A 24379-nucleotide genomic window follows, 5' to 3' on the forward strand; every position below is an offset into this window, starting at 1 on the left:
CTCGCCCCGGACACGACGAGTCGTGTCCCTACGGGTGCCCGCCGGTGGGCGGGTCGCACCGGGCGGGCCGGCGCACGTCCAGACCGCCCCGCCCGCACCCGCCGCCCGGGGGCACCGCGTTCCGCCCGCCCCGCCCCACGAACCCGCCGCAGGAGCGCGCGTTCGACGCCGCCCATGCGCCTGCTCCTCCTCGCCGCCGTTTTCCTCGCCGCGTGCGACCGCCCCGCCCCGCCCCCGGCGGCGGGCGGGGCGGCGAGCGCGACGGCCGCCGTCCCGTATCGGCTGGCCGAGCCGGACCTCGCCCTCACGCTCCCGGCCGAGCTGCGCGAGGTGTCCGGCCTCACGCTCCTGCCCACGGGCCGCGTCGGGGCGGTCCAGGACGAGGACGGCCTGATCTACGAGGTCGACCCCGGGAGCGGCGCCGTCCTCACGCGCGAGCGGTTCCACGGCGCGGGCGACTTCGAGGGCGTCGAGCTCACGACCGACGCCATCTGGACCCTCAAGAGCAACGGCGACCTGTTCCGCGTGCGCCAGACCGACGACGGGCGCGTCGAGGCCGACCTGTTCGAGACGCCCCTCGCGAGCCGGAACGACGCCGAAGGCCTGGGCTACGACCTCGCCCAGAACCGGCTGCTCATCGCGTGCAAGGAGGACCCCGGCCTCGACCTCCGCGGCGTCCGCGCCGTCTACGCCTTCGACCTCGCCACGCTCGCGCTCTCCGAGCGCCCCGTGTTCACGCTCGACCGCGCCCGCGTCGACGGCGACGACGCGTTCAAGCCGTCTGCACTCGCTGTTCACCCGGCGACGGGTCAGGTTTACGTGCTGTCGTCCGTCCGAAAGGCGCTGGCCGTCGTCGAACCCGACGGCACGCTTTCTGCCGTCGTCGAGCTTCCGCCCGCCCTCTACCCGCAGCCCGAGGGCATCGCGTTCGCCGCCGACGGCACGCTGTTCATCTCGAACGAGGGGCCGGTCGGGTCCGGCACCCTCCTCCGCTTCGCGCCCCCTGACGCTTGATGCCGCCGACCCCGTTTTCGAGGCCCCGCCCCGCCCCGCTCGCCGCCCCGCCCGTGCGGCTGCTCCTGCTCGGCCTCTGCGTCCTGTTCGCCTCGGCGTGCGCGTCGACGGGGACGTACGTGGCGGGCGCGTACCAGGACGAGCCGGTCCCCCCGCTCCCCGCCGACGAGGTCGCCCACACGGTTTTCCTGACCGGCAACACGGGCGACCTCGACACGGGGGCCGTGCTGCGCGCGCTCGGCGCCGACGCCCGCGGGCGGGGCGGGGCGGCGACCGTCGCGTTCCTGGGCGACGTGACGACGGACGGCGTGCCGGCCGCCGGTGCCGGCGACCGAGCCGAGGCGCTGGACAAGCTCGACGCGCTCGCCGACGCGCTCGGGGCCTTCGAGGGCGAGGTCGTCGTCGTCCCCGGCGACCGCGACTGGAGGCAGGGCGAGAACGGCGTGCGCCGGCTCGAAACCGTCGTGGACAGCCTGTTCGGCGGCGACGCGCTCGTGCCCGGCGACCAGTCCGGCGGCCCGCGCGAGTGGGAGCCGGCCGAGGGCCTCCGCCTGGTCGCCCTCGATACCGGCTGGTGGCTGCTCGACGCCGACGCCCGCCCGCCGGGCGAGGCCGAAGGCCAGGACGTCCGCACGCCGGGCGACGTGGCCCGCATCCTCCGGCAGATCGTGGTCGACCGCGACGACAGCCGGATCGTGGTCCTCGCCCACCACCCGCTCGCCTCGCGCGGCGAGCACGCCGGCTACCGGACGGTCGGCCAGACGCTCGCCACGCTCGGAATCGGCGCGCTCGCCGCGCGGACGTTCGGGCGGGACCGCCAGGACCTGGCCTCGCCGGAGTACCGGGCCATGCGCGCCGTGCTCGAAGCGTCGACGGCCGGGCACGACCGGCTCGTGTGGGCGGCCTCCCACGACCACAGCCTCCAGACGCTCCCCACCGACCGCTCGGTAACCGTCCGCCAGTTCAACCTCGTGAGCGGGACCGGGGGCGGGGCGGTCGACCCGGTCTCGTCCGAGGGCGCCCTCCACGTCGCCGCGCGGCCGGGCTACCAGCGGCTGCTCTACTACCCCGACGGCCGCTTGTGGACCGAGACCGTCGAGGTGGACCCCGAGACCGGAGCCGCCGAGGTCGCGTTTCGGACCGAGCTGGCCGGCCCGATCCCCGAGCTCGTCGACCCCGAGGTGCCGACCGACGTCGAGGCCGAGGAGCTGCCCGAGACGCTGGGCGAGACGGTCGTGGCCGAGCTGGACGCCGGCTTTTCGCAGTCCCCCCGGTTCTCGGACGGCGCCGTCGCGCGGACCCTCTTCGGCGACCGCTACCGCGACGCGTGGCACACGCGCGTCGAGGTCCCCGTCGTGGACATGGGTACCGAGGCCGGCGGGCTCACGCCGATCAAGCGGAGCGGGGGGAACCAGACGACGGGGCTCCGGCTCGAGAGCGGCGACGGCCACGTGTACGACTTCCGCCTGCTCGAAAAGGGCGGGACGGGGCAGGTCCCGGCCGATCTCCGCGACGGGCTCGTGTCCGACGTGGTCCTCGAGCTCCGCGCGGCGGCCATCCCCTACGGCGCGATCGTGACGGCCGAGCTGTCGAACGCGGTCGGCGTGCCCACGCCCCGCCCCCGCATCGTCTACGTCCCCGACGACCCCCGACTCGGCCGCTACCGCGACCAGTTCGGGGACCGCCTGGCGACGCTCGAGCTCCGCCCCGACGACGACGTCTCGGACGTGCCCGAGTTCGAAGGCTTCACCGACGTGATCTCCGACGAGAAGCTCCGCGAGGAGCTCCGCGAGGACCAGGACCACTACGTCGACCAGCGGGCGTTCCTCCGCGCCCGGCTCGTCGACATGCTGGTGGCCGACTGGGACCGGCACGCGGGCCAGTTCCGGTGGGGCGCCTTCGAGCCCGGCGAGCTGGACTCGACGCTGACGGGCGACGCGGCGACCAAGGGCAAGGTGTACCTCCCGGTCCCCCGCGACCACGACTGGGCGTTCTACGGGATCGGCGGGCTCCTCCAACCCGCCCTGTTCTCGTTCGACGACCGGCTCCAGGGCATCGGCGAGTCGTACGGGAGCATCGCCGGGCTGACGCGGAACGGGTTCGACCAGGACCGCCGGTTCCTCAACGCGCTCACGCGCGAGGACTGGGAGGCCATCGCCCGGGACGTCCAGGCGGCGCTCTCCGACACCGTCATCGCGCGGTCGCTGGACGTCCTCCCCGCCCCGGTCTACGACGAGCTGGCGCCCGGGTGGGAGCGGGCCTTGGAAGGCCGCCGCGACCGGCTCGTCGACCTCGCCCGGCGCTACTACGACATCCAGGCGCGGATCGTCGACGTGCTCGGGAGCGACGAGCGCGAGGCGTTCGAGATCGAGCGGCTGGCCGACGGTCGCCTCCGCGTCACCGTCCGCTCGTACAAGGGCGGGGAGGTCGGCCGCGAGCTCTATGCCCGCACGTTCTCGCCCGACGAGACCGTCCAGGTCCGGCTCTACGGGATGGCCGGCGACGACCTGTTCCGCGTCGTCGGCGACGGGCCGGACGACATCGGCCTCCGCATCATCGGGGGCGCCGGCGACGACGTCGTGGACGCCCCGGCCGGTCACCTCGCCCTCTACGACACGCCGGGCGGGGCGGTGTTCGAGGCCCGCGGCCCCGGCGTCAAGGACCGGCGCTCCGAGGACGCCGACGTCAACCTCTACGACCCGACCGAACGGGTCCGGGGCATGCGCCGGGTGTTCCCGGACGTCGGCTACCAGTCGACGGACGGCGTGATCCTGGGGGCGGGCATCACGTGGTCGGTGCCGGGCTTCCGGCTCCGGCCCTACGCGGCCGTCCACTCGGTCTCGGCCAACATCGCGACGGCCACGGGCGGGGTGGCCGCGCGCTACACCGGCTACATGCGCCACGTGATCGGGCCGCTCAGCCTCACGCTCGACGCGCAGGCGTCGACGCCGCGCTACGCCCGCAACTTCTACGGGTTCGGGAACGGGACGGCGGACGTGGGCTCCGACCTGGCGCGCGTGAACCTGGCTCGGGCGCAGGTGCGGGCCGGCCTGGGCACGCCGCTCGGCCAGGGCGCCCTCGTCTCGTTCGGGCCGAGCGTCCGCTACGCCGACGCGAGCGCGCCCGACCTGGACGACCTCGACCTCGACCTCGGCTTCGACCGGCCGAACGGCACCGTCGTCCTCCCCGCCCCGCCCGCGCTCGCGCTGGGCGCCGACGCCTTCGACCCGCAGACGCACGCGGGCGCGTTCGGGCGGTTCGAGGTGGCCGCGCTGGACCGGGCCGTGAACCCGCGCCAGGGCGTCCGCATCGCGGTCGAGGGCGACGTGCTCGCCGGCCTCACGGGGCCGGCCGAGACGTACGGGGCCGTCCTCGGCGAGATCGCCGCCTACGTCCCGGTCGCGGCCGCGCCCCAGGTCACGCTCGCGCTCCGGGGCGGGGCGGAGACGCGCGTGGGCGACTTCCCGTTCTACGACGCGGCCGTGATCGGCGGGCTGGGCACACTCCGCGGCTACCGCCGCGAGCGGTTCTCGGGGCGGACGGCGGCGTCGGCGTCCGCCGAGGTCCGGGCGGCGCTGTTCGACGTGAGCACCTACGTGCTCCCGGTCCAGGTCGGCGTGCTCGGGTTCGTCGACGGCGGCCGCGTCTGGGCCGACACGCCCGAGTGCACGGACGCGCTCTCGCCCGAGGCGTGCGCCCTCGTCGACTTCCAGGGCGTCGACCCCGACGCGGGCGACGGCCTCCAGTTTGGGTACGGGGGCGGCCTGTGGTTCGGGTTCCTCGACCGGGCCGTCGCCAACGTCACCGTCGGCGTCTCCGACGAGTCGACGCTCGTGAGCGTCGGGCTCGGGTTCGCTTACTAAGTTCAGCGCCGGCGCGTTCTGCCCCCTTTTCTACCCCACTCCGATGGCCGACCCCGCCCCGCCCACGCCCCCGGCCGACGACGCCATCGGCGACGGCTCGCCGGGCGTCGCGCTCGCCCCTCAGACGCCCGCCCCGCCCGCCGAGACGCTCGACATGAGGCAGGTGGCCGGTGAGCGTCCGGCGGTGCCCCAGCCGGCAAAACCGGGCAAGAAAAACGAGACGTCGATGACGGCCGTCGGCCCCACCGACGGCGCCCTCTCGACGGCCGACCAGAACCTCGTGGACCTGGGCACGAAGCGGGGCATCGAGACCCTGTTTCGGACGAGCTACCGGACCAACATGGACCTCACGTCGCTGGCCGACGCGAAGGCCAACATCATGATCTCGATCAACGGCCTCATGGTCTCGATCCTGATCGCGTCGATCGCCCCCAAGGTCGACGCCAACACGTGGCTCTACTACCCGACGTCGCTCATCCTTATCGGGTGCCTGGGCTCGCTGGTGTACGCCGTCCTCGCCGCCCGGCCGCGCGTGCAGAGCACGGTCGTGACCGTCGAGAGCGCGCTCCAGAACCGGACGAACCTGCTCTTCTTCGGCAACTTCCACCACATGACGCAGGCCGAGTACGTCTTCGCCATGAAGCAGGTGGTCCAGGACCCGACGCAGATCTACGAGATGATGATGAAGGACGTCTACGGCATCGGGTCGGTCCTCCAGAAGAAGTACGAGCTGCTGCGCAAGTCGTACACCATCTTTATCGCCGCGCTCGTGGTCGGCGTCGTCGCCTTTATCGCCACCTTCTGGTACGCGGCGGCCTACGAGTCCGGCCCCAACGGAACCGTCGTCACGTACGAGGCGCCCGTTCCCGTCGCCCCGGCCGACGGCACGCCGCTCCCGCCGGGCGCGCAGCCGGGCACCGGCGGCATCTTCCCGTAGCCCCCACCCCGCCCCAGGCACCGCCCCCCGCATGAAGACGCTCCTCCTGCTCCGCCACGGGAAGTCCGACTGGGACGCCGACTACGGGGCCGATCACGACCGGCCGCTCGCGGAGCGGGGCCAGAAGGGCGCGCGGAAGATGGGCCGGTTTGTCACGACGGCCCGGCTCGTGCCGGACCGGGCGCTGACGTCGTCGGCCGTCCGCGCCCGCGAGACGCTGGCGACGGCGGCCGAGTCGGGCGGGTGGACCGGGCCGGCGCGCGTGACCGAGGCGCTCTACGACGCGACGCCCGAGGCCGTCCTCCGCGAGATCCGAGCGACCCCCGACGACGCCGACACGCTCGTCGTCGTCGGACACGAGCCGACGTGGTCGGCGCTGGTCTCGCTGCTCATCGGGGGCGGGGCGGTCGAGATGAAGACGGCGGCCCTTGCGCGCGTCGACCTCGACGTCGACCGCTGGGCCGACGCGGCGGCGGGGCGTGGCGTGCTCGCCCTGCTCCTGCCGCCCCGCTCGCTCCGCCCGAACGCGTACCGGAAGCTGAAGGACAGCATCGAGCGGGCGATCGAGGCCCAGCGCGAGGCCCGCGAGCGGGCCGAGAGCACGGCCGCCCCGCCCGAGCCGGACGTCCCGCGCCTGCCGGAGGCGCCGCCCGGGGGCGGGGCGGCGTAGGCGGGGCGGCGGGAACGACGTGATACGGAGTCGCGGAGTTCGTGCGGGCCTTACCCCGCCGCCCCGCCCGAGCACCCCTCACCCTGGCTGCGCCGACGCTGCGCGGTGTCCCTCTCCCGGGGACCTCGTAGGGCGGGGCGATGCCCAACGAATCGTCAGAGCCCGTATCAGGGGCGGGGCGGCTCCTAGCGCACGGGCGGGGCGGGGTCCAGGCCCAGGACCTCCGTCCCCTGCTCGAACACGACGTCGACCGGGACGCCCGCCTCGGCCACGCGGTCGAGGCTGCGCGCGAGCGACGGGTCCGTCCGCCCGTACTGGCGGACGAAGGCGTCGACGGCGTCGTAGTCGCCGTCGCCCTGGAGCGTCAGGATGCGGCGGGCGAGCGCCTCGACGGCCGGCCCCATCTGCTCGGGGACCACGCGCCAGACCTCGCCGTCGGGCGTGGACTCGGGCACGATCGCGCCGCGCTCGCGGAAAAAGTTGAACCGGACCAGGTTCGCCCGCCCGTGCGCGCTCGACGCCCCGAACCGGACCGACCGGAAGACGGACGCCATGAACGTCACGTAGTGCTCGTCGAGCGTCGCCTCGTCCCACTCGCCCCGCTCGATCAGCTGCTGGACCATGTAGAGCCCGAGCACGTCGGCCTTGCCCTCCTCGAGCGCGCTCGCCCGGTCCTGGAGCGCCTCGCGGACCGTCCCCGCCCCGCCCACGACGTTCTTGACGCCCAGCCCGTGCGCCACCTCGTGGAACATGGTGTTGCCAAAGAAGGCGTCGAACGTGACGAGGTCGCGCTGGTCCTCGGCGAGCAGCACGTCGGCGATGGGGACCAGGATGCGGTCGAACTTGGCCCGCATCGCGTTCTTCAGCTGGAGCCGGCGCGAGCCCTTCGCGAGCTGGACGGCCTCGTCGTTGGGCAGGTTGATGGCGATCGTCTTCGAGCCCGCGTTGGCCTCGCCGGCGGCGTAGACCACGTCGTAGGCGCCCAGGTCGGCGTCGGTCCCGGGCGTCTCGGCCTTGTAGGCGTCGTCGACGGGCAGGCCGCGCTGGAGGGCGGGGAGGAGCGCGGCGTAGCGCTGGAGCCGCGCGCTCCACGCCGGGTCCTTGACGAGCACGTACGCCTCGTGCGACGACTTGTAGCCGGCGAGCCCGTCCTCGTATGTCTCGATCGGCCCGATGACGAGGTCGAGCGGGTTGTCGCGAACGTCCATCCACGCCAGGTCGCTCGCCTGGTAGTCGTCGGATTCGAGCGCGTCGGCGCGGAGGCGGAGGTAGCGCGCGAATGAGGCGTTCTCCGACAGGTCGGCCGCCGCGCGGAGGTGGGCCGCCGCGCGCCGGTGCTCGTCGGCGAACGCCTCGTGGTACGGGACACCTTCGAGCCCGCCCCGCTCGGTCTGGCGGACGAGCGTGTAGGCGCTCGTGAGGCCGCGGTCCGGGTAGAGGTCGGCCACGCGCAGCAGCTCCTCCTTCGTGAGGTCGTGCGGGTAGAGGTTCGAGCCGGCCGGCTTCGGCCCGACGCCGGGCAGGAACGGCGCGTTGCCGTCCAGCCGGTCCCACGGGCCGACGTTGATCTCGGCGTAGCGCCGGGCCGGCTCCGAGAGGCCCGCGAGCAGCGAGTCGCGGTCGCCGTACGCCTGGACCCAGAACACGTCGTCCATCTCCTCGGCCGCCGCGATCAGGTGCGGGATCATCCGCCGCGTCGAGTCGGAGAGGCCGGACAGGTCGGCGTCCAGGCGGACCGTCGTGTACTGGCCGAGGAGGTCCTGGATCACGGAGTCCTCGGGCGCGAGCGCCCCGAGCCCGTCGGTCGTGGCCGTCGGCGACGGGCCGTCGGCGGGCGTCTCGAACTGGCACCCGAGGGCGGCGAGGAGCAGGGCGGCGCAGGCGAGTTTCATGGCGGAAGGGGCAGCGGGCAGCAGATGCGCCACCCCGCCCGTGGTGTGGGCGGGGCGGCCGTAGCGGCGTTGCATGGAACGCCGTCGGGCGGGGCCGTCGGGCGGCACGCGGGCGACGCGGCGCGCGGGCGGGGCGGGACCGTAGGGGCGACCGGCGGTCGCCCACGGGCGACGCGGCACGCGGGCGGGGCGGCGCCCGCGCCCAAGATACCGGGCCGCGCGTCCGCCCCGCCCTACCCGTCCGCCCGCGTCAGGACCACCACCCCGCTCGCGTTGGATTCGCCGTTGGGGGGCGGGGCGGTCAAGTCGTCCGTCGGCTCGAAGGTGACCACGAGCACGCGGGCGTCCGGCGCCTCGCGCGCGAGGTGCTCCGGGATGCCCAGCCCGCCCGCGCTGTGGAAGCTCCCGTTGAGGTGGACCACGAGCGCCCCGCCCCGTCCAGCGTCCGCGATCCGGTGGGCCATCGTGAGGTCGCGGAGGTTCTGCGCCGCCAGCATCCCCCCGGCCGACGGGCCGCCGTGCCCGGCCATGCCGCCCATCGCGTCCGCGAACGCCGCCGCGAGCGCGTCCGACGGCCCCGCGAGCGGGCGGGGCGGGTAGACGGCGAGCGACGCCGCCGGCAGCCGGTCGAGCGCCTCCACCCCGCCCTCGCGCGCCACGAGGCGGACGTGCCGGGCCGTCGCGTTCGTCGCCACGACGGGCAGCCCGTGCGCGCGGGCATACTCCACGAGCGGCCGGTAGTCGGCGTAGTTGGACCACGGGCGGGCGCCCTCGGTCAGGTCCCGCTCCTCGGCGACGCCGGCCAGGTACTCGTCGAGCACCGGCTGCACGTCGGCCTCGAACATTTCCAACCCGAGCGCGACGGGCCGCCCCGCCCCCATACGCTCGTGGACGCCCTGGAGCACGCGGAGCTGGAGCGCGTGGGCGACCGTGTCGTCGTGGCGCTCGCCGAGGAGCACCACGTCGGCCGCCGCCGCCGCGTCGACGACCGCGGCGAGGTCGCTGGGCTCGCCGTCCACGTAGACGGCGTAGCGGCCGGCTAGAGAGTCCGGCTGGGCCGAGGCGGCGGAGGCGAGCAGGAGCACGGCGACGAGGGCGGGGCGGAGCATGGGCGTGGGAAAATGTCGGGGGGAGGGCGTCACAAAAACGGACCGCCCCGCCCCCGGTCAGGCGAGGGCGGGGCGGTAGAACCGTGGAGCAGTGGGTCAGCGAGAAGCGTTAGGCCGTGGCCGTCTTGAACCTCGCCGACTTACTCGCTCTTCTTGCTCCGCCGGCGCTTCCGCTTCGGCTTCGTGGCCTCGCCGTTGTCGGCCGCCCCGCCCTGCGGGTCGTCGGCGGGGGCGTCATCGAACTCCGCGTCGGCGCCGGCCGCGAGGGCGACGCCGCCCTCGGCCGTGAAGGCGTAAGGCTCGTCGACGGGGCGGCGGCGCGAACCGGCGGCCGCCTCGGGCTCGCCGCCCCGCCCGGAGCGGCGGGAGCCCGAGCGGCCGCCCCGCTCGCTGCGGGCCGAGCGGTCGTCCGAGTCGTCGCGCTGGGCCTCGCCGCGCTCGGCGGGGGCGGGGCGGTCGTCGTCGCCGTCTCGGTCGGTGGGCTGGTCGCCACGGCCGGCCGGCTCGTCGCGGCGGGAGCGGCGGGACCGGCCGCCCCGCCCGCGCTCGCCGTTCCGGTCGTCCCCGTCGCTCTCCCCGTTCCGCTCCTCGCGGGCGGGGCGAGCCGAGACGTCGTCGCGGGCGTCGGCGTGCGGGGCGTCGTCGTCGTCGCGGGCGGGGCGGTCGTCGTCGTCGCGGCGGCGCGAGCGGCCCTCGCTGCCTCGGCCCTCGTCGTCGCGGCGGCGCGAGCGGCCACCCCGCTCGTCGCCGCCCCGCCCGGTGCGGTCGCCGTCGCGCGCTTCGCGGGCCTCTTTCGCCTCGCGCTGCTGGACGTCGTACTCGCTCTCCGTCCGGTCCATGGCCGGGCCGGCCGGCGTGTCGTGGAGGCTCGCCTGGTAGACCCGGTCGAGGAGCATCGCGAGCAGTTCGGGCTCGCCCTCCTCGACAAACTGGCGGGCGACCGGCACGAACCGCTTCTGGCGCTCGCGCTCCAGGTTCGAGCGGCCGCGGAGGTCGTCCTCCAGGATGCGCGTGAGGCGCTGGCCGACGCGGTTGCCCAGCTCGTCCGGCGTCGGCAGGTCGATCTCGTCGAGCGGGATGTCGTACTTCTTGGCGATCTGGCGGAGCGTCGGCATGTCGGACGCCGTCGTGATCGCGATCGACACGCCGGCCTTGCCCGCGCGCGCCGTCCGCCCCGAGCGGTGGACGTAGTACTCGCGGTCCTGCGGGATGTCGTAGTGGAACACGTGGCTGAGGTCCTCCACGTCGATCCCGCGCGCGGCCACGTCGGTCGCGACCAGGAACCGGAGGTCGCCGTCGCGGAGCCGCTTCATCGTCTTCTCGCGCGCCTTCTGCGTGAGGTCGGACGAGATGCCGGCGGCGTTGTAGCCGTAGTTGTTCAGGAACGTGGCCAGGTATTCGACGTCGCGCCGCGTGTTGGCGAAGATGATGGCGCTCGACGGGTTCTCCCACTCGATGAGCGTGGCGAGCGCGCGGTCCTTCTCCATCGGCGCCACCTGGGCCGCCCGGTGCGTCATGCGCTCGACGTGGACCGTCCCGCCGGCCGTGGCGATAAAGACGGGGTCGGTCAGGAACTCCTGCCCGATCCGCTGGACCTGGAACGGCATGGTCGCCGAGAACATGTACGAGTCGCGCTCGCGCGGGAGGTAGCGGCGCACCTTGAGCATGTCGGGGAAGAACCCCATCGACAGCATCTCGTCGGCCTCGTCGAGGATGATCGTCCGCAGCCGGTCCAGCTTCAGCGTCCCGCGCGAGAGGTGGTCGAGCACGCGGCCCGGCGTGCCGACGACGAGGTGGGCGCCCTTCTCGAACGCCTCGATCTGCGGCCCGTAGGCCGTCCCGCCGTAGACGGGCACCGCGCGGAGGCGGTCGGCCTCGTCGAGCCCGGCGTTCATGCGCTGGAACTCGTCGTGGATCTGGCGGGCCAGCTCGCGCGTGGGGCACAGCACGAGGGCCTGGCACGTGTCCTCGTCGGGGTCCAGCTTTTCGAGGAGCGGGAGCAGGAAGGCGCCCGTCTTGCCGCTCCCCGTCCGGCTCTGGACCACGAGGTCCTGGCCGTCGAGGATGTACGGGAGCGCCTCGGCCTGGACCGGCATGAGCGCCGGCCACCCGAGCGCCTGGATGCCGGCCTGGAGCCGGGCGGGGAGGTCCTGGACCGAGACCGCCTCGGCGTCGGGGTCGGGCTCGGAAAACGGGGTCTGAAGCGGGCGGCTGGCCTTAGCCTCGTTCTGGGCCTTCTGCGTAAAGTCGAAGACGGCTTCGTACGCCATGTGTCGTCGGGGGTCTGGGGGTGGGGTGCCGCCCGGGTCCCTGTCACTGCCCGACCGGCGTCGCAAGGCGCGGGGCCACGAGGCCGCACGCCGACGCGGCAGGCGCCGCGTCGCCGGAGACTACGGGCCGCCCGCGCGCGGTCGTCCCCACGCGCGGCGTCTTCCGCCCGAGTTCTTCACCGCCCCGCCCCGGGCACGGCCCGCCGTGGGCGGGGCGGGCGCGATCTCCGTCGGGGCGGCCGGCGGTCGCCCTGGCCGCGCCGCCACCCCGCCCTCGGCGGCAGACACGGGCGGGGCGGGCGCGTCGAGCACCGCCCCGCCCGGCGCCGGTTAGCCGCCTGAGTTGGCGATGAAGGCCGCCTCGGGCGTTTCCTCGTCGAGCACCTCCAAGATCACCGACACGAGCCGCGCCGCAAGGCCCTGCTTGGGGAGGAACCTGGCGGCCCCGGCCTCCAGCGCCCGCCGCGCGTAAACCTCCTCGTGGTGGGCCGAGATGACGAGGGCGGGGAGGCTCGGCCGCTCCTCGCTCAGACGCCGCACGAGGTCGACGCCGCTCATGCCCGGCAGCCGGAGGTCGGTCAGGACGAGGTCGCACGGCGTCTCCCGCAGCGCCTCCAGCGCCTCCTCCGCAGTCTCGACGGACTGGCAGAGCACGAGCCGGGGCTCCGTCGCGAGCAAAGCCGCGTAGGCCTCTCGCATGACGGGGTGGTCTTCCACGAGGAAGACACGGTGGGGGGACGACAACATGGGAAGCGCGCGCAGTGTGAGCGGGGCGGCACGCGCAAGATGGAGCACGGACGGGACATCTGCGCGCCTGCGCGGGCAAGCCGGGCCAAGGACGACGGGTGCCCCCCGCTCTTGGAGGTAGAGGCAACCAGGGAAATCCCCACGCAGCCCCACCGGATGGGTACCGCCGCCGGACGCAAAGCCCCGCCCGAACGCCGCGGGCGGGGTGGGCGCGCGTCAGGCCTCCGCCCCGCCCTCGCCAGCCGCCCCGCCCTCGACGGCCCGCTCCGCCGGCACGACGAACGCGATCCGAGTGCCGCCGCCGGGCGACGAGTCGATCTCGACCCGGCCGCCCACGAGGTCGAGGCGGCCTTGGACGCTTTCGAGCCCGAGCCCCGTCCCGCCCCGCCCGGCGGCCTGCTCCGGGTCGAAGCCGGCGCCCTCGTCCTCGACCGCCACGACCACCGTGCCGCCGTCGCGGCGGGCCGTGAGGCGGGCGCGCTCGACGTCCGCGTGCTTGACCACGTTGAACAGGGCTTCGCGGAGCACCTGGTAGAGCGTGGCCCGCGTGCTCCGGTCGGCGATGCGGCAGCCGGGCTCGACCTCGACCTCGACCGCGAGCCCGTACCGCGCCCGGACGTGCTCGGCCAGCCACTCGAAGACCTCGACCACGTCCTCCATGCGGAGGACGGCCGGGCTGAGCTCCGACGCCAGCGTCCGCGTGAGCGCGACGGCGTCGTCGAGCGTGGCCGTCGCGCGGTCGAGGAGCGGCGCGTTGGCCGCCCCGCCCTGGCGGAGCACGGAGAGCGTCATGGACAGGCCGTAGAGCTGCTGCTGGAGGTCGTCGTGGAGGACCTGCGCGATCCGTCGGCGCTCCTCCTCCTCGGCCACGGTCAGCCGCGCCAGCAGGCGCCGCGCGAGCGCCGTCCGCTGGCGGACCCGGCGTTCGAGCGTCTCGTTGAGGGCCTGGATCTCCTCCTCGGCCTGCACGATCTGGTCGATGTCCGTCACCGTCCCGAACCACCCCGTCAGGGCGCCGGCGTCGTCGCGGACGGGCTGGGCGCGCGTGAGGAACCAGCGGTACTGGCCGCCGGCGACCTCCATGCGGTAGCGGGCCGCGTACGGCTCCGTCCCGCCCCGCCCCGCATCGAGCACGGCCTCGGCGGCGGCCCGGTCGTCGGGGTGCACGAGGTCCTCCCACATCTCCGTCCCCAGCGCCGCGTCGGCGGTCTGCCCCGTGACCTCCATGAACCGGGGGTTCACGTAGCCGATCCGGCCGTCGGGGTCGGCCGTGAACAAGATGTCGGGGACGGTCTCGGCCGTCCGCCGGAACCGCTCTTCCGACGCCCGCAGTGCGTCCTCAGCCTCTTTGTGCGCCGTGTTGTCGCGGAGCACCTTGGCGAACCCGCGGACCGCCCCGCCCTCGCCGCGGAGTGCCATCATGACGCCGTTGGCCCAGAACCGCGAGCCGTCGGCCCGGGCGTGCCAGCGGTCGTCGGCGGCTTGGCCCGTCTCGCGGGCCGTGTCGAGCTCGGCCTCGAACACGCCCGCGGCCCGGTCCTCGGGCGTAAAGATGAAGCGGGCGGGGCGGCCGAGCGCGTCGGCCTCGGCGACCCCGAAGGTGGCCTCGGCGCCCCGGTTCCACATCGTGACGCGGCCCTCGGCGTCGGTCATGAACATGGCGTAGCCCGTGGCGCCTTCGACGAGCACGCGGTAGCGCTCTTCAGACGCCCGAAGGTCGGCTTCGGCGTTGGCCCGCGTCACGGCCTCCCACGCCCGCTCGGCCGTCTCCTCGACCAGCGCCACCTCGGCGTCGGTCCAGTCGCGGGGCTCCGCGCTGTGGACGACGAACAGGGCCACGCCCCGCCCGTCGCGGACGACCGGCGTGAGCACGTACGCCCCGATGTCGAGCGCGAGCGTGGCCTCGCGGGCCGCCGTGCCCAGGCGCGGGTCGGCCGCCACGTCGCGGACCACGAGCGTCCGCCCCGCCCGGAACTCGTCCATCGCCGCCCGGCCGTACCCGTCCAGGTCGTACGTCCCGACCACGCTGGGCACGCCGTCGTGGTAGTCGGTGCGGACGGTGCCGGTCGCGCCGTCGGCCGAGACCGCAGCGCAGTGGACGCGGCTGGCCCCCAGGTACTCGCCCAGCACACGGGCCGCCGCGCCCTCGACGGCGAGCGCGCCGGCCGACGGGCGGAGCGCGTCGGCGAGCGCGGCGCGGAAGGCGTCCCGCCCCGCCCCGGCGCGGAGCGCCTCGGCCGCCTCGCGCTGCTCGGTCACGTCGGCGTTCATGCCCACGTAGCCGCGGATCGCCCCGCCCCCGTCGCGGAGCGGGGTGGCCCGGGTGTGCGTCCACCGCCAGGTCCCGCTGGGGCCGTGGCGGAGCCGGTTCTGGTGGTCGTAGTCGGCGCCCGCCGCGACGGCCCGCCGCCACGCCGCGAGCGCCTCGGCCCGGTCGTCGGGGTGGACGGCGTCGGCCCACGCCTGGCCCTCCCACTCGGGGGCGGTCTGGCCCGTGAACGCCCGCCACGACGGCGAGTCCTCGACGATCCGGCCCTCGGCGTCGGCCGACCAGACGATCTGGGCCGAGGCCTCGACGAGCGCCCGGAACTGCTCCTCGCTCCGGCGGAGGCCCTCCTCGGCCTGTCGCCGCGCGGTGATGTCGATGAACGTGACCACGACGCCGTCGATCCGGTCGTCGACCGTCCGGTAGGGCCGCGTGTGGACGAGGTACCACCGGCCGTCGGCGCCCTGGACCTCGCGCTCCTGGACTTCGAGCCGGTCGAGCACGGCGCGGGCGTCGTCGGCCAGCACGGCGCCGCCGAACGTCGGGGCAAAGTCGGACAAGGGCCGCCCGAGGTCCGACGGCCGGAGGCGGAAGTGGTCGCGGACGCTCGGCGTGAACCGCTGGACGCGGAGGCTCCGGTCGAGGAAGAGCGTGGCGATCTCGGTCGACGTGATGAGGTTTTCGAGGTCGCCCTTGGCCCGGGCCAGCTCGTCCACCTTCGCCTTCATCTCGTCGTTGACCGTCTGGAGCTCCTCGGCCATCGACTGCGCCTCCTCCTTCGACGTCTCCAGCTCCTCGGCCGTCGAGCGCAGCTCCTCGTTGATCGACTGGAGCTCCTCGTTCTGGGCCTTGAGCTCCTCACGGCTGGTCTCGAACTCCTCGATGGAGAGCTGGAGCTGCTCGCGGACCTCCTGGACCTCGGCCTGGAGCGCCGCCTCGCGGTCGGACGGGTCGCCGAGCGCCGCCCCGCCCTCGGCGGGCGGGGCGGTCTCGAACAGGACCTGGACGAGGTCGCCCTCGGCCGTCGCCCGGGCGCGGACGCGGACGGCCCGCTCGGCGCCCTCGACCTCGACGCGGACCGGCCCCGAGGCGACCTCCCCGCCCTCGCGGCGGGCCTGGTAGAGCGCGGCCTGCACGGACGGCCGGAGGGCGGGGAGGACGAGCCGGAGCACGTTCCGCGTGGGCTCGCCGGACCCCATCTGGAGGAACGCCCCCGCCCCGCCCGACAGGTGGACCACCTCGCCGGTCTCGCCGACGAGCACGCTGGGCGGGGCGGCCTCGGCTCGGAGCCGCCGGTGGACGTCGGCAAACGACACGGACGGACCGACCTCGCCGTCGGGACGCGCGGGCGGGGCGGGCGCGACGCCCACCGACGGGATGCGCGGCGAGCGTGGGAGGGCGGGGAGGGCGACCTCGACGTCGCGGCGCCGGTACAGCCGGGCGTCCTTGTCCTCGGCCTGGTAGAGCGCCGAGGCGGCGTCGGCGGTCTCGCTGGAGCCCAGGAACAGGGCGCCGCCCGGGTCGAGCGCGTAGTGGAACAGCTCGAGCACGCGCTGCTGGAGCGACCGCTGGAGGTAGATGAGCAGGTTCCGGCACGTGACGAGGTCGAGGTGCGCGAACGGCGGGTCCTTGAGCAGGCTGTGCGGCGCGAACAGGACCGTCTCGCGGAGCGCCTCCGTCACGCGGTAGCCGCCGGTCGAGCGCCGGAAAAAGCGGCGGAGCCGCTCCGGGCTCACGTCGGCCTCGATGGACTCGGGGTAGACGCCGGCCCGCCCGACGGCCACGGCCCGCTCCGACAGGTCGGTGGCGAACACCTGGACGCGGGGCGGGGCGGCCAGCTGCCCGGCGAACTCGGCGAGCAGGATGGCGACGGAGTACGCCTCCTCGCCCGTCGCGCACCCGGCCACCCACACGCGGACCTCGTCGTCGGGTCCCTTCCCCTCGAACAGCGACGGGACGACGGCCGCTTCCAGGACCTCAAAGGCCTCGGGGTCGCGGAAAAAGTTGGTGACCGAGATGAGGAGGTCGTCGAGCAGCCGGGCCGGCTCGCCGGGCGTTCGCCGGAGGGCGTCGAGGTAGGCGCTCGGTGAGTCGGCGCCGACGACGTGCATCCGCCGGGCCAGCCGCCGGAGGACCGTCGAGCGCTTGTAGTGGGCGAAGTCGTGGCCCGTCTGCGCGCGCAGGAGCGCGAGCACCTGCTGCACGGCGCGGACGTCGTCGCGGCCGAGGGCGTCCTCGTCGGGCGGGAGCCGGGCGGCCTTGAGCCGGTCGCCGTAGGCGATGGCCTCGCGGGCGAGCTGGCCCGCCGTCCCGACGGTGTCGGCGACGCCGGCGGCGATCGCGCTCCGCGGCATCTCGTCGTAGCCCGCGTCGGCGGGGTCCTGCGCGAGCACCAGGCCCCCGACCTCCTGGAGCCGGCTCGCCCCGACGGTCCCGTTCTGCCCCGTCCCCGAGAGAACCACGCCGACGGCGTGCTCGCCGTAGGCCTCGGCGAGCGTGCGGAAAAAGTGGTCGACCGGCCGCCGCCGGTGCCGCTCGTCTTCGAGCGGCGCTAGAAGGAGGTGCCCGTCCGCCATGACCAGGTTCCGGTTGGGCGGGATCACGTAGACGTGCCCCGGGCGGACCTCCTCGCGCTCGGTGACCTGCGTGACGGGGAGCGGCACGGACCGCTCCAGAATCTCGGCCAGCTGGCTCTCGCGGTCCGGCGCCAGGTGGATGACGACGACGAAGGCGGCCCCGTCGGTCTTGGGGAGCCCGGCGAAAAACGCCTCCAGCGCCTCCAGCCCGCCCGCGCTCGCGCCCAGCCCGACGACGAGGAACGGCGAGGCGTCGGGGTCGCGGTCGGGGCCGAGCGCGCCGCTCGCGTCCATCTCGGACTCGGGGGCGGGGCGGTCGTCGGGGGCGTCGCCCTCGGGGGTGTGAGGCATGTGTGGCCAGGGGGAGGGAGCCCGCGCGTTGGAGGATCCCCCTATCTACGAAAAGCGCACGCCGCCGTTCGCCAACGACTTGGAGGGCGTGAGACAAAGGCTCGAAGGCCGCGTGACACCGCCCCGCCCGCTGCGGCCTTCCGGCGCCCTGACGGTGCAGCCGGAGGCATACCGCCCCGCCCGAGCGGGGCGGCGGCGCGTGCTCGGGCGGGGCGGCCCGCGGCGCCGGCTCCTCCCGCTCGGACACGGGCGGGGCGGTCCTACCGCGCCTGGCTCGGGTCGACGGGCCGCACCAGCCCCTCCTGGACCGCGCTGGCCACGAGCCGGCCCTCGGCGTCGTAGACGGCGCCGCGCGTGAACCCGCGGGCGCCGGCCGCCGTCGGCGAGTCGATGGCGTAGAGGAGCCAGCCGTCGGCGCGGAACGGGCGGTGGAACCAGATGGCGTGGTCCAGCGACGCCGCCTGGATCGACCCGTCGAACACGCTCCGCCCGTGCGGGAGCAGCGCCGTCCCCAGCAGGCCCCAGTCGCTCGCGTAGGCCAGCAGCGCCTGGTGGATGGCCGGGTCGTCGGGGAGCGGCCCCGTCGCCTGGAGCCACATGTCGGCCGTGCCGGGGCGGGGGTCGGGGCGGAGCGGGTCGGCGGGGTCGACCGGCCGGTAGTCGAAGGGCCGGTCGCGCGTGAGCACGGTCCGCAGCGGCTCGGGCACCCGGTCGCCCAGCGACTCGACGAGGTCGCGCTCGCTGGCGAGCCCGTCCGGCCCGTCCACGCTGCGGCCCAGGTCGTCCTGGTGGTCGAGGCCGGGCTCGGCCACGTGGAACGAGAGCGAGGCGTTGAAGATGGGCCGCCCGTGCTGGACGGCCGTCACGCGCCGCGTCGAAAACGAGCGCCCGTCGCGGAGCGTCTCGACCTCGTAGACGATGGGGGCCTGGACGTCGCCGGGGAGGATGAAGTAGGCGTGGAGCGAGTGGCACGGCCGCCCCGCCCCGCCTGCGCCGCCGTTGACGGTCCGGTCGGCGGCGACGAGGGCCTGGGCCAGCACCTGCCCGCCGAACACGCGCGGGCTGGCGAGCGGCCGGTTCCGGCCGCGGAAGATGTGGTCCTCGATCCGTTCGAGGTCGAGGAGGTCGAGGAGGTCGTCGAGGGCGGTCACGGGGCGCGTGGGGCGGGGCGGGCCAAGAAACCGCCCCGCCCGCGCGGGCGGGGCGGGCGACCGGGATTTCACGGCGGCCGGGCGCGCACCGTCCGCGCTGGGAGGCCACCCCGCCCGCCGCGCCTCCCTGGACGGCTTGGGCGGGGCGGCTCGCCGTCATTTCACGGGCCGAACGCTTGGAGGGGGGCGCCCCCCGCGGTCTACCTTCGCGCGCCCTGCAGGCCGAGCCGGCGTGCGGGGCCATCACCCTACGCGCGCCCCCGGGCGCACCCTCCCCCCGATGAAGAAGACCCTGCTCGTCGCCCTGGCCGTCGTCGGCCTCCCGCTCGCCGGCTGCGCCGACAACGAGGCCGTCGAGGCCGTCACGCCCGCCACCGACGCCCCCGCCCTCGCGGCCCCGGCCGTCGTCGCCGAGCCCCTCGCCACCGACACGCTCGTCGCCCCCGAGGCCGAGCTGACGGCCGAGCCGCTGACCGAGGAGGGCGTGGCCGCCCCGGTCGAGGGCGAGGCCCCGGTCCAGGACGGCACGACGATGTAGTCCCGGCCCCCGGCCTGGACCGTGGCCGCCCCGCCCGCGCTCTGCGGGCGGGGCGGTCCGCGTTTGGGGGGCGGGGCGGTCCGCGTTTGGGGGGCGCGCGCGGGCGGGGCGGCTAGCCGGTCGGCCCGGGCTGCGAGGCCGGCGCGGCGCCGGGGTGGAGCCGCTGCGCGCTCGACGTCGCCGCCTGCTCCGGCGCCTCCGGCGTCTGGTTCGAGCGCCGGCGGTTGCCGCCGGCGTCGATGGCCCGGTCGATGTTGTAGGCCGCCGAGATGAGGCCGAGGTGCGAGAACGCCTGCGGGAAGTTGCCGAGCGCCTGGCCCCGGAGCCCGGTCATCTCGGAGAACAGGCCGAGGTGGTTCGAGTAGCCCAGCATCTTCTCGAACATGACCCGGGCCTTTTCGAGGTAGGCCGGCTCGACCCGCCCCGCCCGCGCGAGCGCCTCGACGAGCCAGAACGAGCACATGTTGAACGCGCCCTCGTCGCCGCCCACGCCGTCGTCGACCTCGGTCGTGTTGTAGCGCCACACGAGGCAGTCCGAGGTCAGCCCGCCCTCCTCGGGGGCCTTCAGCGTCTGCTCCAGCGTCGAGATCATGCGGGGGTCGTTGGGGCCGGTAAAGAAGACGAGCGGCATGAGCAGGTTCGAGGCGTCGAGCGCGTCGCTCCCGAACGCCTGCACGAACGCGCCGCGCTCCTCACTCCAGCCCTTTTCCATGATCGCCCGGTAGATCGCGTCGCGCGTGGCCGTCCACCGCGCGCGCGGGGCGGGGAGGCTCCGCTTGTCGGCCAGCCGGAGCGCGCGGTCGAGCGCCACCCAGCACATGAGCTTCGAGTACACGAAGTGCTCTTTCTCGCCGCGGACCTCCCAAATGCCCTCGTCCGGGCGCTCCCAGTTGGCGCACACCCAGTCGACGTACTTGCAGATGTCCTGCCAGAACTCCCACGCGATCGGCGTCCCGTACTTGTCGTAGAGGTACACCGAGTCCAACAACTCGCCGTAGATGTCGAGCTGGAGCTGACCGGCCGCCCCGTTCCCCACGCGGACCGGCTTCGAGCCCATGTAGCCGTCGAGGTGCGGGAGCTCGAACTCGGTCAGCGTCCGGCGCCCGTCGACCCCGTAGACGATCTGGAGCGGCCCGTTCGGGTCGTCGACCATGCCGGCCTCGCACCGCTCGCGGAGCCACCCGATAAACTGGCGGGCCTCGGTCGTGAACCCGATCCGCAGGAGGCCGTAGAGCGAGAACGCCGAGTCGCGGATCCAGGAGTAGCGGTAGTCCCAGTTCCGGCCGCCGCCGATGTGCTCCGGCAGCGACGTCGTGGGCGCGGCGATGATGGCGCCCGTCGGCTCGAACGTGAGCAGCTTGAGCAGGAGCGCGCTCCGGCGGACCGTCTCGCGCCACCGCCCGGTGTAGGTGCAGCCGCGGAGCCAGTCGCGCCAGAAGTCGGTCGTCTTGCGGAACAGGGCGTACTCGTGCTCGCGCGAGAGCGGCTCCTCGAGCGTCCCCAGCGGGTCGAGGTAGCGGAGCTCGAGCGTGACGCGGTCGCCCCGTTCGAGCTCGAACTCGCGCACGACCGCCGGCCGCTCGGGGTCCGAGTCGTCGACGTGGAGCGCGCGGACGGTCGAGAGCCCGAGCCGGATGGGGCCGCCGTCCGGCCCGCCCGACGGCGCCGAGAACACGGCCCCCTCGCTCGTCAGCTCGACCGTGTGCGGCGCCCGCCCGTAGTCGAACGCCGGCGCCACGCGGACCCGGACGCGGACGCGCCCGCGGAGCACGCGGACGTGGCGGATCAGCCGGTGGTACCCGGCGTCCGGCCCGATGTCGCCGACGGGCATGTAGTCGACGACCTCGGCGGCCCCGTTCTCGTCGGTGTACCGCGTGACGAGCACGTTCGAGTCGGGGAGGTACGTCTGGCGCCCCGTGAGGTCGCCCTCGACCTCGACGTGGAAGCGCCCGCCCCGCTCGGCGTCCAGGACGGCCCCGAACACGCTCGGGCTGTCGAAGTGGGGCAGGCAGAGCCAGTCGATCGACCCGTTGTTGCCGACGAGCGCGGCCGTCCGCATGTTGCCGATCAGGCCGTAGTCCTCGATGGGGAGGTAGCCGGGCGGGGCGGAGCCGTTGGAAGAGGCCATGGGACGACGGGGAGGGGGCGGTGTGAGCGGGTCGGGAGCCGGTCGGCCGGCAAGGCCCGTGCCGGGCGCCAGTGGCGGGCTTCCGCCGTCGTGCGGCACGTCCGCCGCCCCGCCCGGCGGAGCGGGCGGGAGCCTGAGGGCGGGGCGCGTAGACGTCCTGAGCCGGTGCAAGGTCGCACCGGAGCGCGGGCCGGGGCGGGCCGCGAAACGGTTCCGGCGCTTCCTTACAACCGTCCCGCTCGTACCGGGGCGGGGCGGCCGGCGAGCGCGCACCCACCGCCCTGCCCAGGAGAGCGCAGCAACGGACGTACGCGCGGGCGGGGCGGTCTGCGGGCAGGGCCGCCCCGCCCTGATCCCGCCCTTACAGGAACGCCCGCAGGTAGGCGACGACGGCGTCGACGTCCGGCAGGCGGTGGCCGGCGACCGTCTCGCCCTCGCCCACCTTGACCGTCACAGCGGGCTGGCGGAGCGCCTGGAGCGCGCGGAAGGCGTCCTCGTCCGTCACGTCGTCGCCGAGGTAGACCGGCGTCCGGTCCGGGTGCTCGGCGGCGAGCGCGGCGACGGCCGTTCCCTTCGAGACGCCGGCCGGGCGGAGCTCGACGACGCGCTTGCCCCAGATCGGCGTGAGCCCGTCCGGCACGGTCTCGGCCCACGCCTCCAGCGCGGCGCGGGCCGCGTCGGGGTCCGCCGCCGCCCGGTAGTGGACGGCGAACGCGGCGCCCTTGTCCTCAACGACCACGCCCTGGGCGTCGGGGACGGCCGCGCGGAGCCGGTCGAGCGCCTCGCCGTGCGCCTCGGTCGCCCGCTCCTCGACGGTCCCGTCGCTCCACCCCGTCTCGACGCCGTGGAGCCCGACCGCGCGGACGCGCGGGCCGCCCGCCCCGCCCAGGAGCCGCCCCAGCGCAGCCAGGTCTCGGCCCGTGATCACGACGACGGGGTGGGCGTCGACCAGGCGGGCCAGCAAATCCGGCACGTCCGGGTGCGGGACGGCCGCGGCCGGGTCGTCCACGATGGGCGCGAGCGTCCCGTCGTAGTCGAGAAAGAGCAGCGGGCGGGGCGGGACGGGCGGCATCGGAAAGGCGGAAGGCGGAAGGCGGAAGGCGGAAGGCGGAAGATGCCCACCCCGCCCCGCCTTTTCCATGGGCGGGGCGGCCGTTGTAGCGGCGTTGCATGCAACGCCGGGCTTGCAGCGACGAGACTGTACGACGCCGGGGCGGCGGGGCGGTACAACGCCGCGGCGGCGACGGCAGCAAGGGTATCGCCCCACCACCCCGCCCCAGCACGCGGGCGGGGCGGCCACTCCACATCCCCCCTCCCGACCTCCCCCCGCTGAGGGGAGGAGAGTCAGGGTTGGTTACCAAACAGCCTCTCAGGCGGGGTCGGCGACGGCCTCGGCGCCCTCGGGCTCCGCCCCGCCCTCGCCGTCTGCGGGCGGGGCGGGGCGGCCGTCGAGCGAGGTCAGGAAGCGGTCGGCCCAGACGTGGACGTCCAGCCGCTCGACGGCCGCGCGGAGGCTGGCCAGCCGGCGGCGGCGGTCGTCCTCCGGCAGGTCGAGCGCCTCGCGGAGCGACCGGGCCATGCCCTCGGCGTCGTACGGGTTGACGAACACGGCGCCGTCGAGGTAGTCGGCCGCGCCCGTGAGCTCGGAGAGCACGAGCGCGCCCCGCTCGCTGACGGCGGCGAACTCGTGGGCCACGAGGTTCATCCCGTCGCGGAGCGGGGTCACAAACGCGACGTCGGCCGCGCGGTAGAGGACGGCCAGCTCCTCCTGCGTGAACGAGCGGTAGCGGTAGCGGACCGGCGCCCACGCGCCCTGCGCGAACCGCCCGTTGATCCGCCCCGTGATCTCGTCCATGTCGCGGCGGAGCCGGTCGTAGGCCGGCACGCCCGTCCGCGACGGCGTCGCGACCTGGAGCAGCGTGACGCGCCCGTGCATCTCGGGGTAGAGCTCGAGGAACCGCTCAAACGCCTCCATCCGCAGCAGGAGCCCCTTCGTGTAGTCCAGCCGGTCGACGCCGAGCACGATCTGGACGTCGCCCAGCTCCTCGACGAGCGCCTCGGCCTGCGCCTGCGTCTCGGGCCGTTCCCCGAACCCCACGAACCGCTCGACGTCGATCCCGATCGGGTGCGCCTCGACGCGGACGTGGCGGCCCTGCCAGTGCACGCCCTCCGGGTCGATCTCGGCCCCCAGCAGGTCGCGCGCCGACTCGCGGAAGTTCTCGGCGTAGCCCTCGGTGTGGAACCCGATCAGGTCCGACCCCAGCAAACCCTTCAGGAGCGCCGTCGCCGACGGCACGATGCGGAACACCTCGGACGCCGGCCACGGGACGTGCCAGAAAAAGCCGACCTGGGCGCCCGCGAGCGCTCCGCGGATCATCTCGGGGACCAGCATCATGTGGTAGTCCTGGATCCAGAACTGGACCGCCCCGCCCTGCTCGCGGGCCACGTCGAGGGCGGCGTGCGCGAACCGGCGGTTGACCGCGCGGTAGGCGTCGCGGAACGTGCGCTCGGGCTCGACGTGCTCGACGAGGTAGTGGGCCAGCGGCCACAGCACGCGGTTGGCCATGCCCTGGTAGAACGCGGCGTATTCGGGCTCCTCGAGCGGCACGCGGCGGACCGTGAACCGCGGGTCGTCGTCGGGGTAGCGCTGGAACAGCGGGGTCCGCTCGTCGGGCTCCTGCATGGCCACCCACGCCCCGCCCTGGGCCTCGAGCACGGGGAGGAGCGCCGACGCGAGCCCGCCCAACGCGGGCGCCCACCCCGTCGACGTCGGGCGGATCGGGGCGCGGTTGGCGACGAGGACGAGCGACACGGGCGGGGCGGGAGTGTCGTGTGGGTACGCCGCCCCGCCCGCGCTGTTCGCCTCG

The 24379-nt window shown here is 74.8% G+C and carries 14 protein-coding genes; 5 read left to right on the plus strand and 9 right to left on the minus strand.

The window, feature by feature from the left end:
• Nucleotides 1–174: 174 nt before the first annotated feature.
• From RM540_RS05910 to RM540_RS05925, 4 genes are read left to right on the plus strand one after another with little or no spacing between them, the layout of a single operon-like run.
• Entirely contained in the window at nt 175–1014 is an 840-nt protein-coding gene (locus RM540_RS05910; RefSeq protein ID WP_311662623.1) for an SdiA-regulated domain-containing protein, read from the plus strand.
• Nucleotides 1014–4877 (plus strand): BamA/TamA family outer membrane protein, encoded by a 3864-nt coding sequence (locus RM540_RS05915; protein ID WP_311662624.1) that lies wholly within the window; start codon nt 1014–1016, stop codon nt 4875–4877. Before RM540_RS05910 ends, RM540_RS05915 begins: the two co-directional genes overlap by 1 nt.
• Before the next feature lie 43 nt (nt 4878–4920).
• Nucleotides 4921–5814 (plus strand): Pycsar system effector family protein, encoded by an 894-nt coding sequence (locus RM540_RS05920; RefSeq protein ID WP_311662625.1) that lies wholly within the window; start codon nt 4921–4923, stop codon nt 5812–5814.
• Nucleotides 5815–5845: 31 nt separating this feature from the next.
• The gene (locus RM540_RS05925; RefSeq protein ID WP_311662626.1) at nt 5846–6484 is read left to right on the plus strand and encodes a SixA phosphatase family protein; all 639 of its coding nucleotides are present in this window, start codon (nt 5846–5848) and stop codon (nt 6482–6484) included.
• A 185-nt stretch (nt 6485–6669) separates the two neighbouring features.
• Here the strand turns inward: RM540_RS05925 and RM540_RS05930 are convergent, their stop codons facing one another.
• The 6 genes from RM540_RS05930 to RM540_RS05955 all read right to left on the minus strand — a co-directional run bounded on the left by RM540_RS05930 (nt 6670) and on the right by RM540_RS05955 (nt 18846).
• Nucleotides 6670–8376: a DUF8614 domain-containing protein gene (locus RM540_RS05930; RefSeq protein ID WP_311662627.1), complete on the minus strand. Its 1707-nt coding sequence runs from the start codon at nt 8374–8376 to the stop codon at nt 6670–6672.
• Between the two features lie 233 nt (nt 8377–8609).
• Nucleotides 8610–9485: a ChaN family lipoprotein gene (locus tag RM540_RS05935; RefSeq protein ID WP_311662628.1), complete on the minus strand. Its 876-nt coding sequence runs from the start codon at nt 9483–9485 to the stop codon at nt 8610–8612.
• Between the two features lie 140 nt (nt 9486–9625).
• Complete coding sequence (locus tag RM540_RS05940; RefSeq protein ID WP_311662629.1) at nt 9626–11755, minus strand: DEAD/DEAH box helicase; 2130 nt, start codon at nt 11753–11755, stop codon at nt 9626–9628.
• Between the two features lie 330 nt (nt 11756–12085).
• A complete protein-coding gene (locus tag RM540_RS05945; RefSeq protein WP_311662630.1) occupies nt 12086–12502 on the minus strand; it encodes a response regulator in 417 nt (138 codons plus the stop codon).
• Between the two features lie 216 nt (nt 12503–12718).
• Entirely contained in the window at nt 12719–17695 is a 4977-nt protein-coding gene (locus RM540_RS05950) for a PAS domain S-box protein (protein WP_311662631.1), read from the minus strand.
• Nucleotides 17696–17955: 260 nt separating this feature from the next.
• Nucleotides 17956–18846: an acyl-CoA thioesterase gene (locus RM540_RS05955; protein ID WP_311662632.1), complete on the minus strand. Its 891-nt coding sequence runs from the start codon at nt 18844–18846 to the stop codon at nt 17956–17958.
• Between the two features lie 280 nt (nt 18847–19126).
• Here RM540_RS05955 and RM540_RS05960 point away from each other — a divergent pair, with 280 nt between their 5' ends.
• Nucleotides 19127–19384: a hypothetical protein gene (locus tag RM540_RS05960; protein ID WP_311662633.1), complete on the plus strand. Its 258-nt coding sequence runs from the start codon at nt 19127–19129 to the stop codon at nt 19382–19384.
• A 112-nt stretch (nt 19385–19496) separates the two neighbouring features.
• Here the strand turns inward: RM540_RS05960 and RM540_RS05965 are convergent, their stop codons facing one another.
• The 3 genes from RM540_RS05965 to RM540_RS05975 all read right to left on the minus strand — a co-directional run bounded on the left by RM540_RS05965 (nt 19497) and on the right by RM540_RS05975 (nt 24324).
• A complete protein-coding gene (locus RM540_RS05965; RefSeq protein ID WP_311662634.1) occupies nt 19497–21512 on the minus strand; it encodes a glycoside hydrolase family 15 protein in 2016 nt (671 codons plus the stop codon).
• A 361-nt stretch (nt 21513–21873) separates the two neighbouring features.
• A complete protein-coding gene (gene otsB / locus RM540_RS05970) occupies nt 21874–22584 on the minus strand; it encodes a trehalose-phosphatase (RefSeq protein ID WP_311662635.1) in 711 nt (236 codons plus the stop codon).
• A 297-nt stretch (nt 22585–22881) separates the two neighbouring features.
• On the minus strand, nt 22882–24324 hold the full coding sequence (locus RM540_RS05975) for an alpha,alpha-trehalose-phosphate synthase (UDP-forming) (protein WP_311662636.1): 1443 nt from the start codon (nt 24322–24324) through the stop codon (nt 22882–22884).
• Nucleotides 24325–24379 lie beyond the last annotated feature (55 nt).

The organism is Rubrivirga litoralis, assembly GCF_031846415.1.
Lineage (GTDB): Bacteria > Bacteroidota > Rhodothermia > Rhodothermales > Rubricoccaceae > Rubrivirga > Rubrivirga litoralis.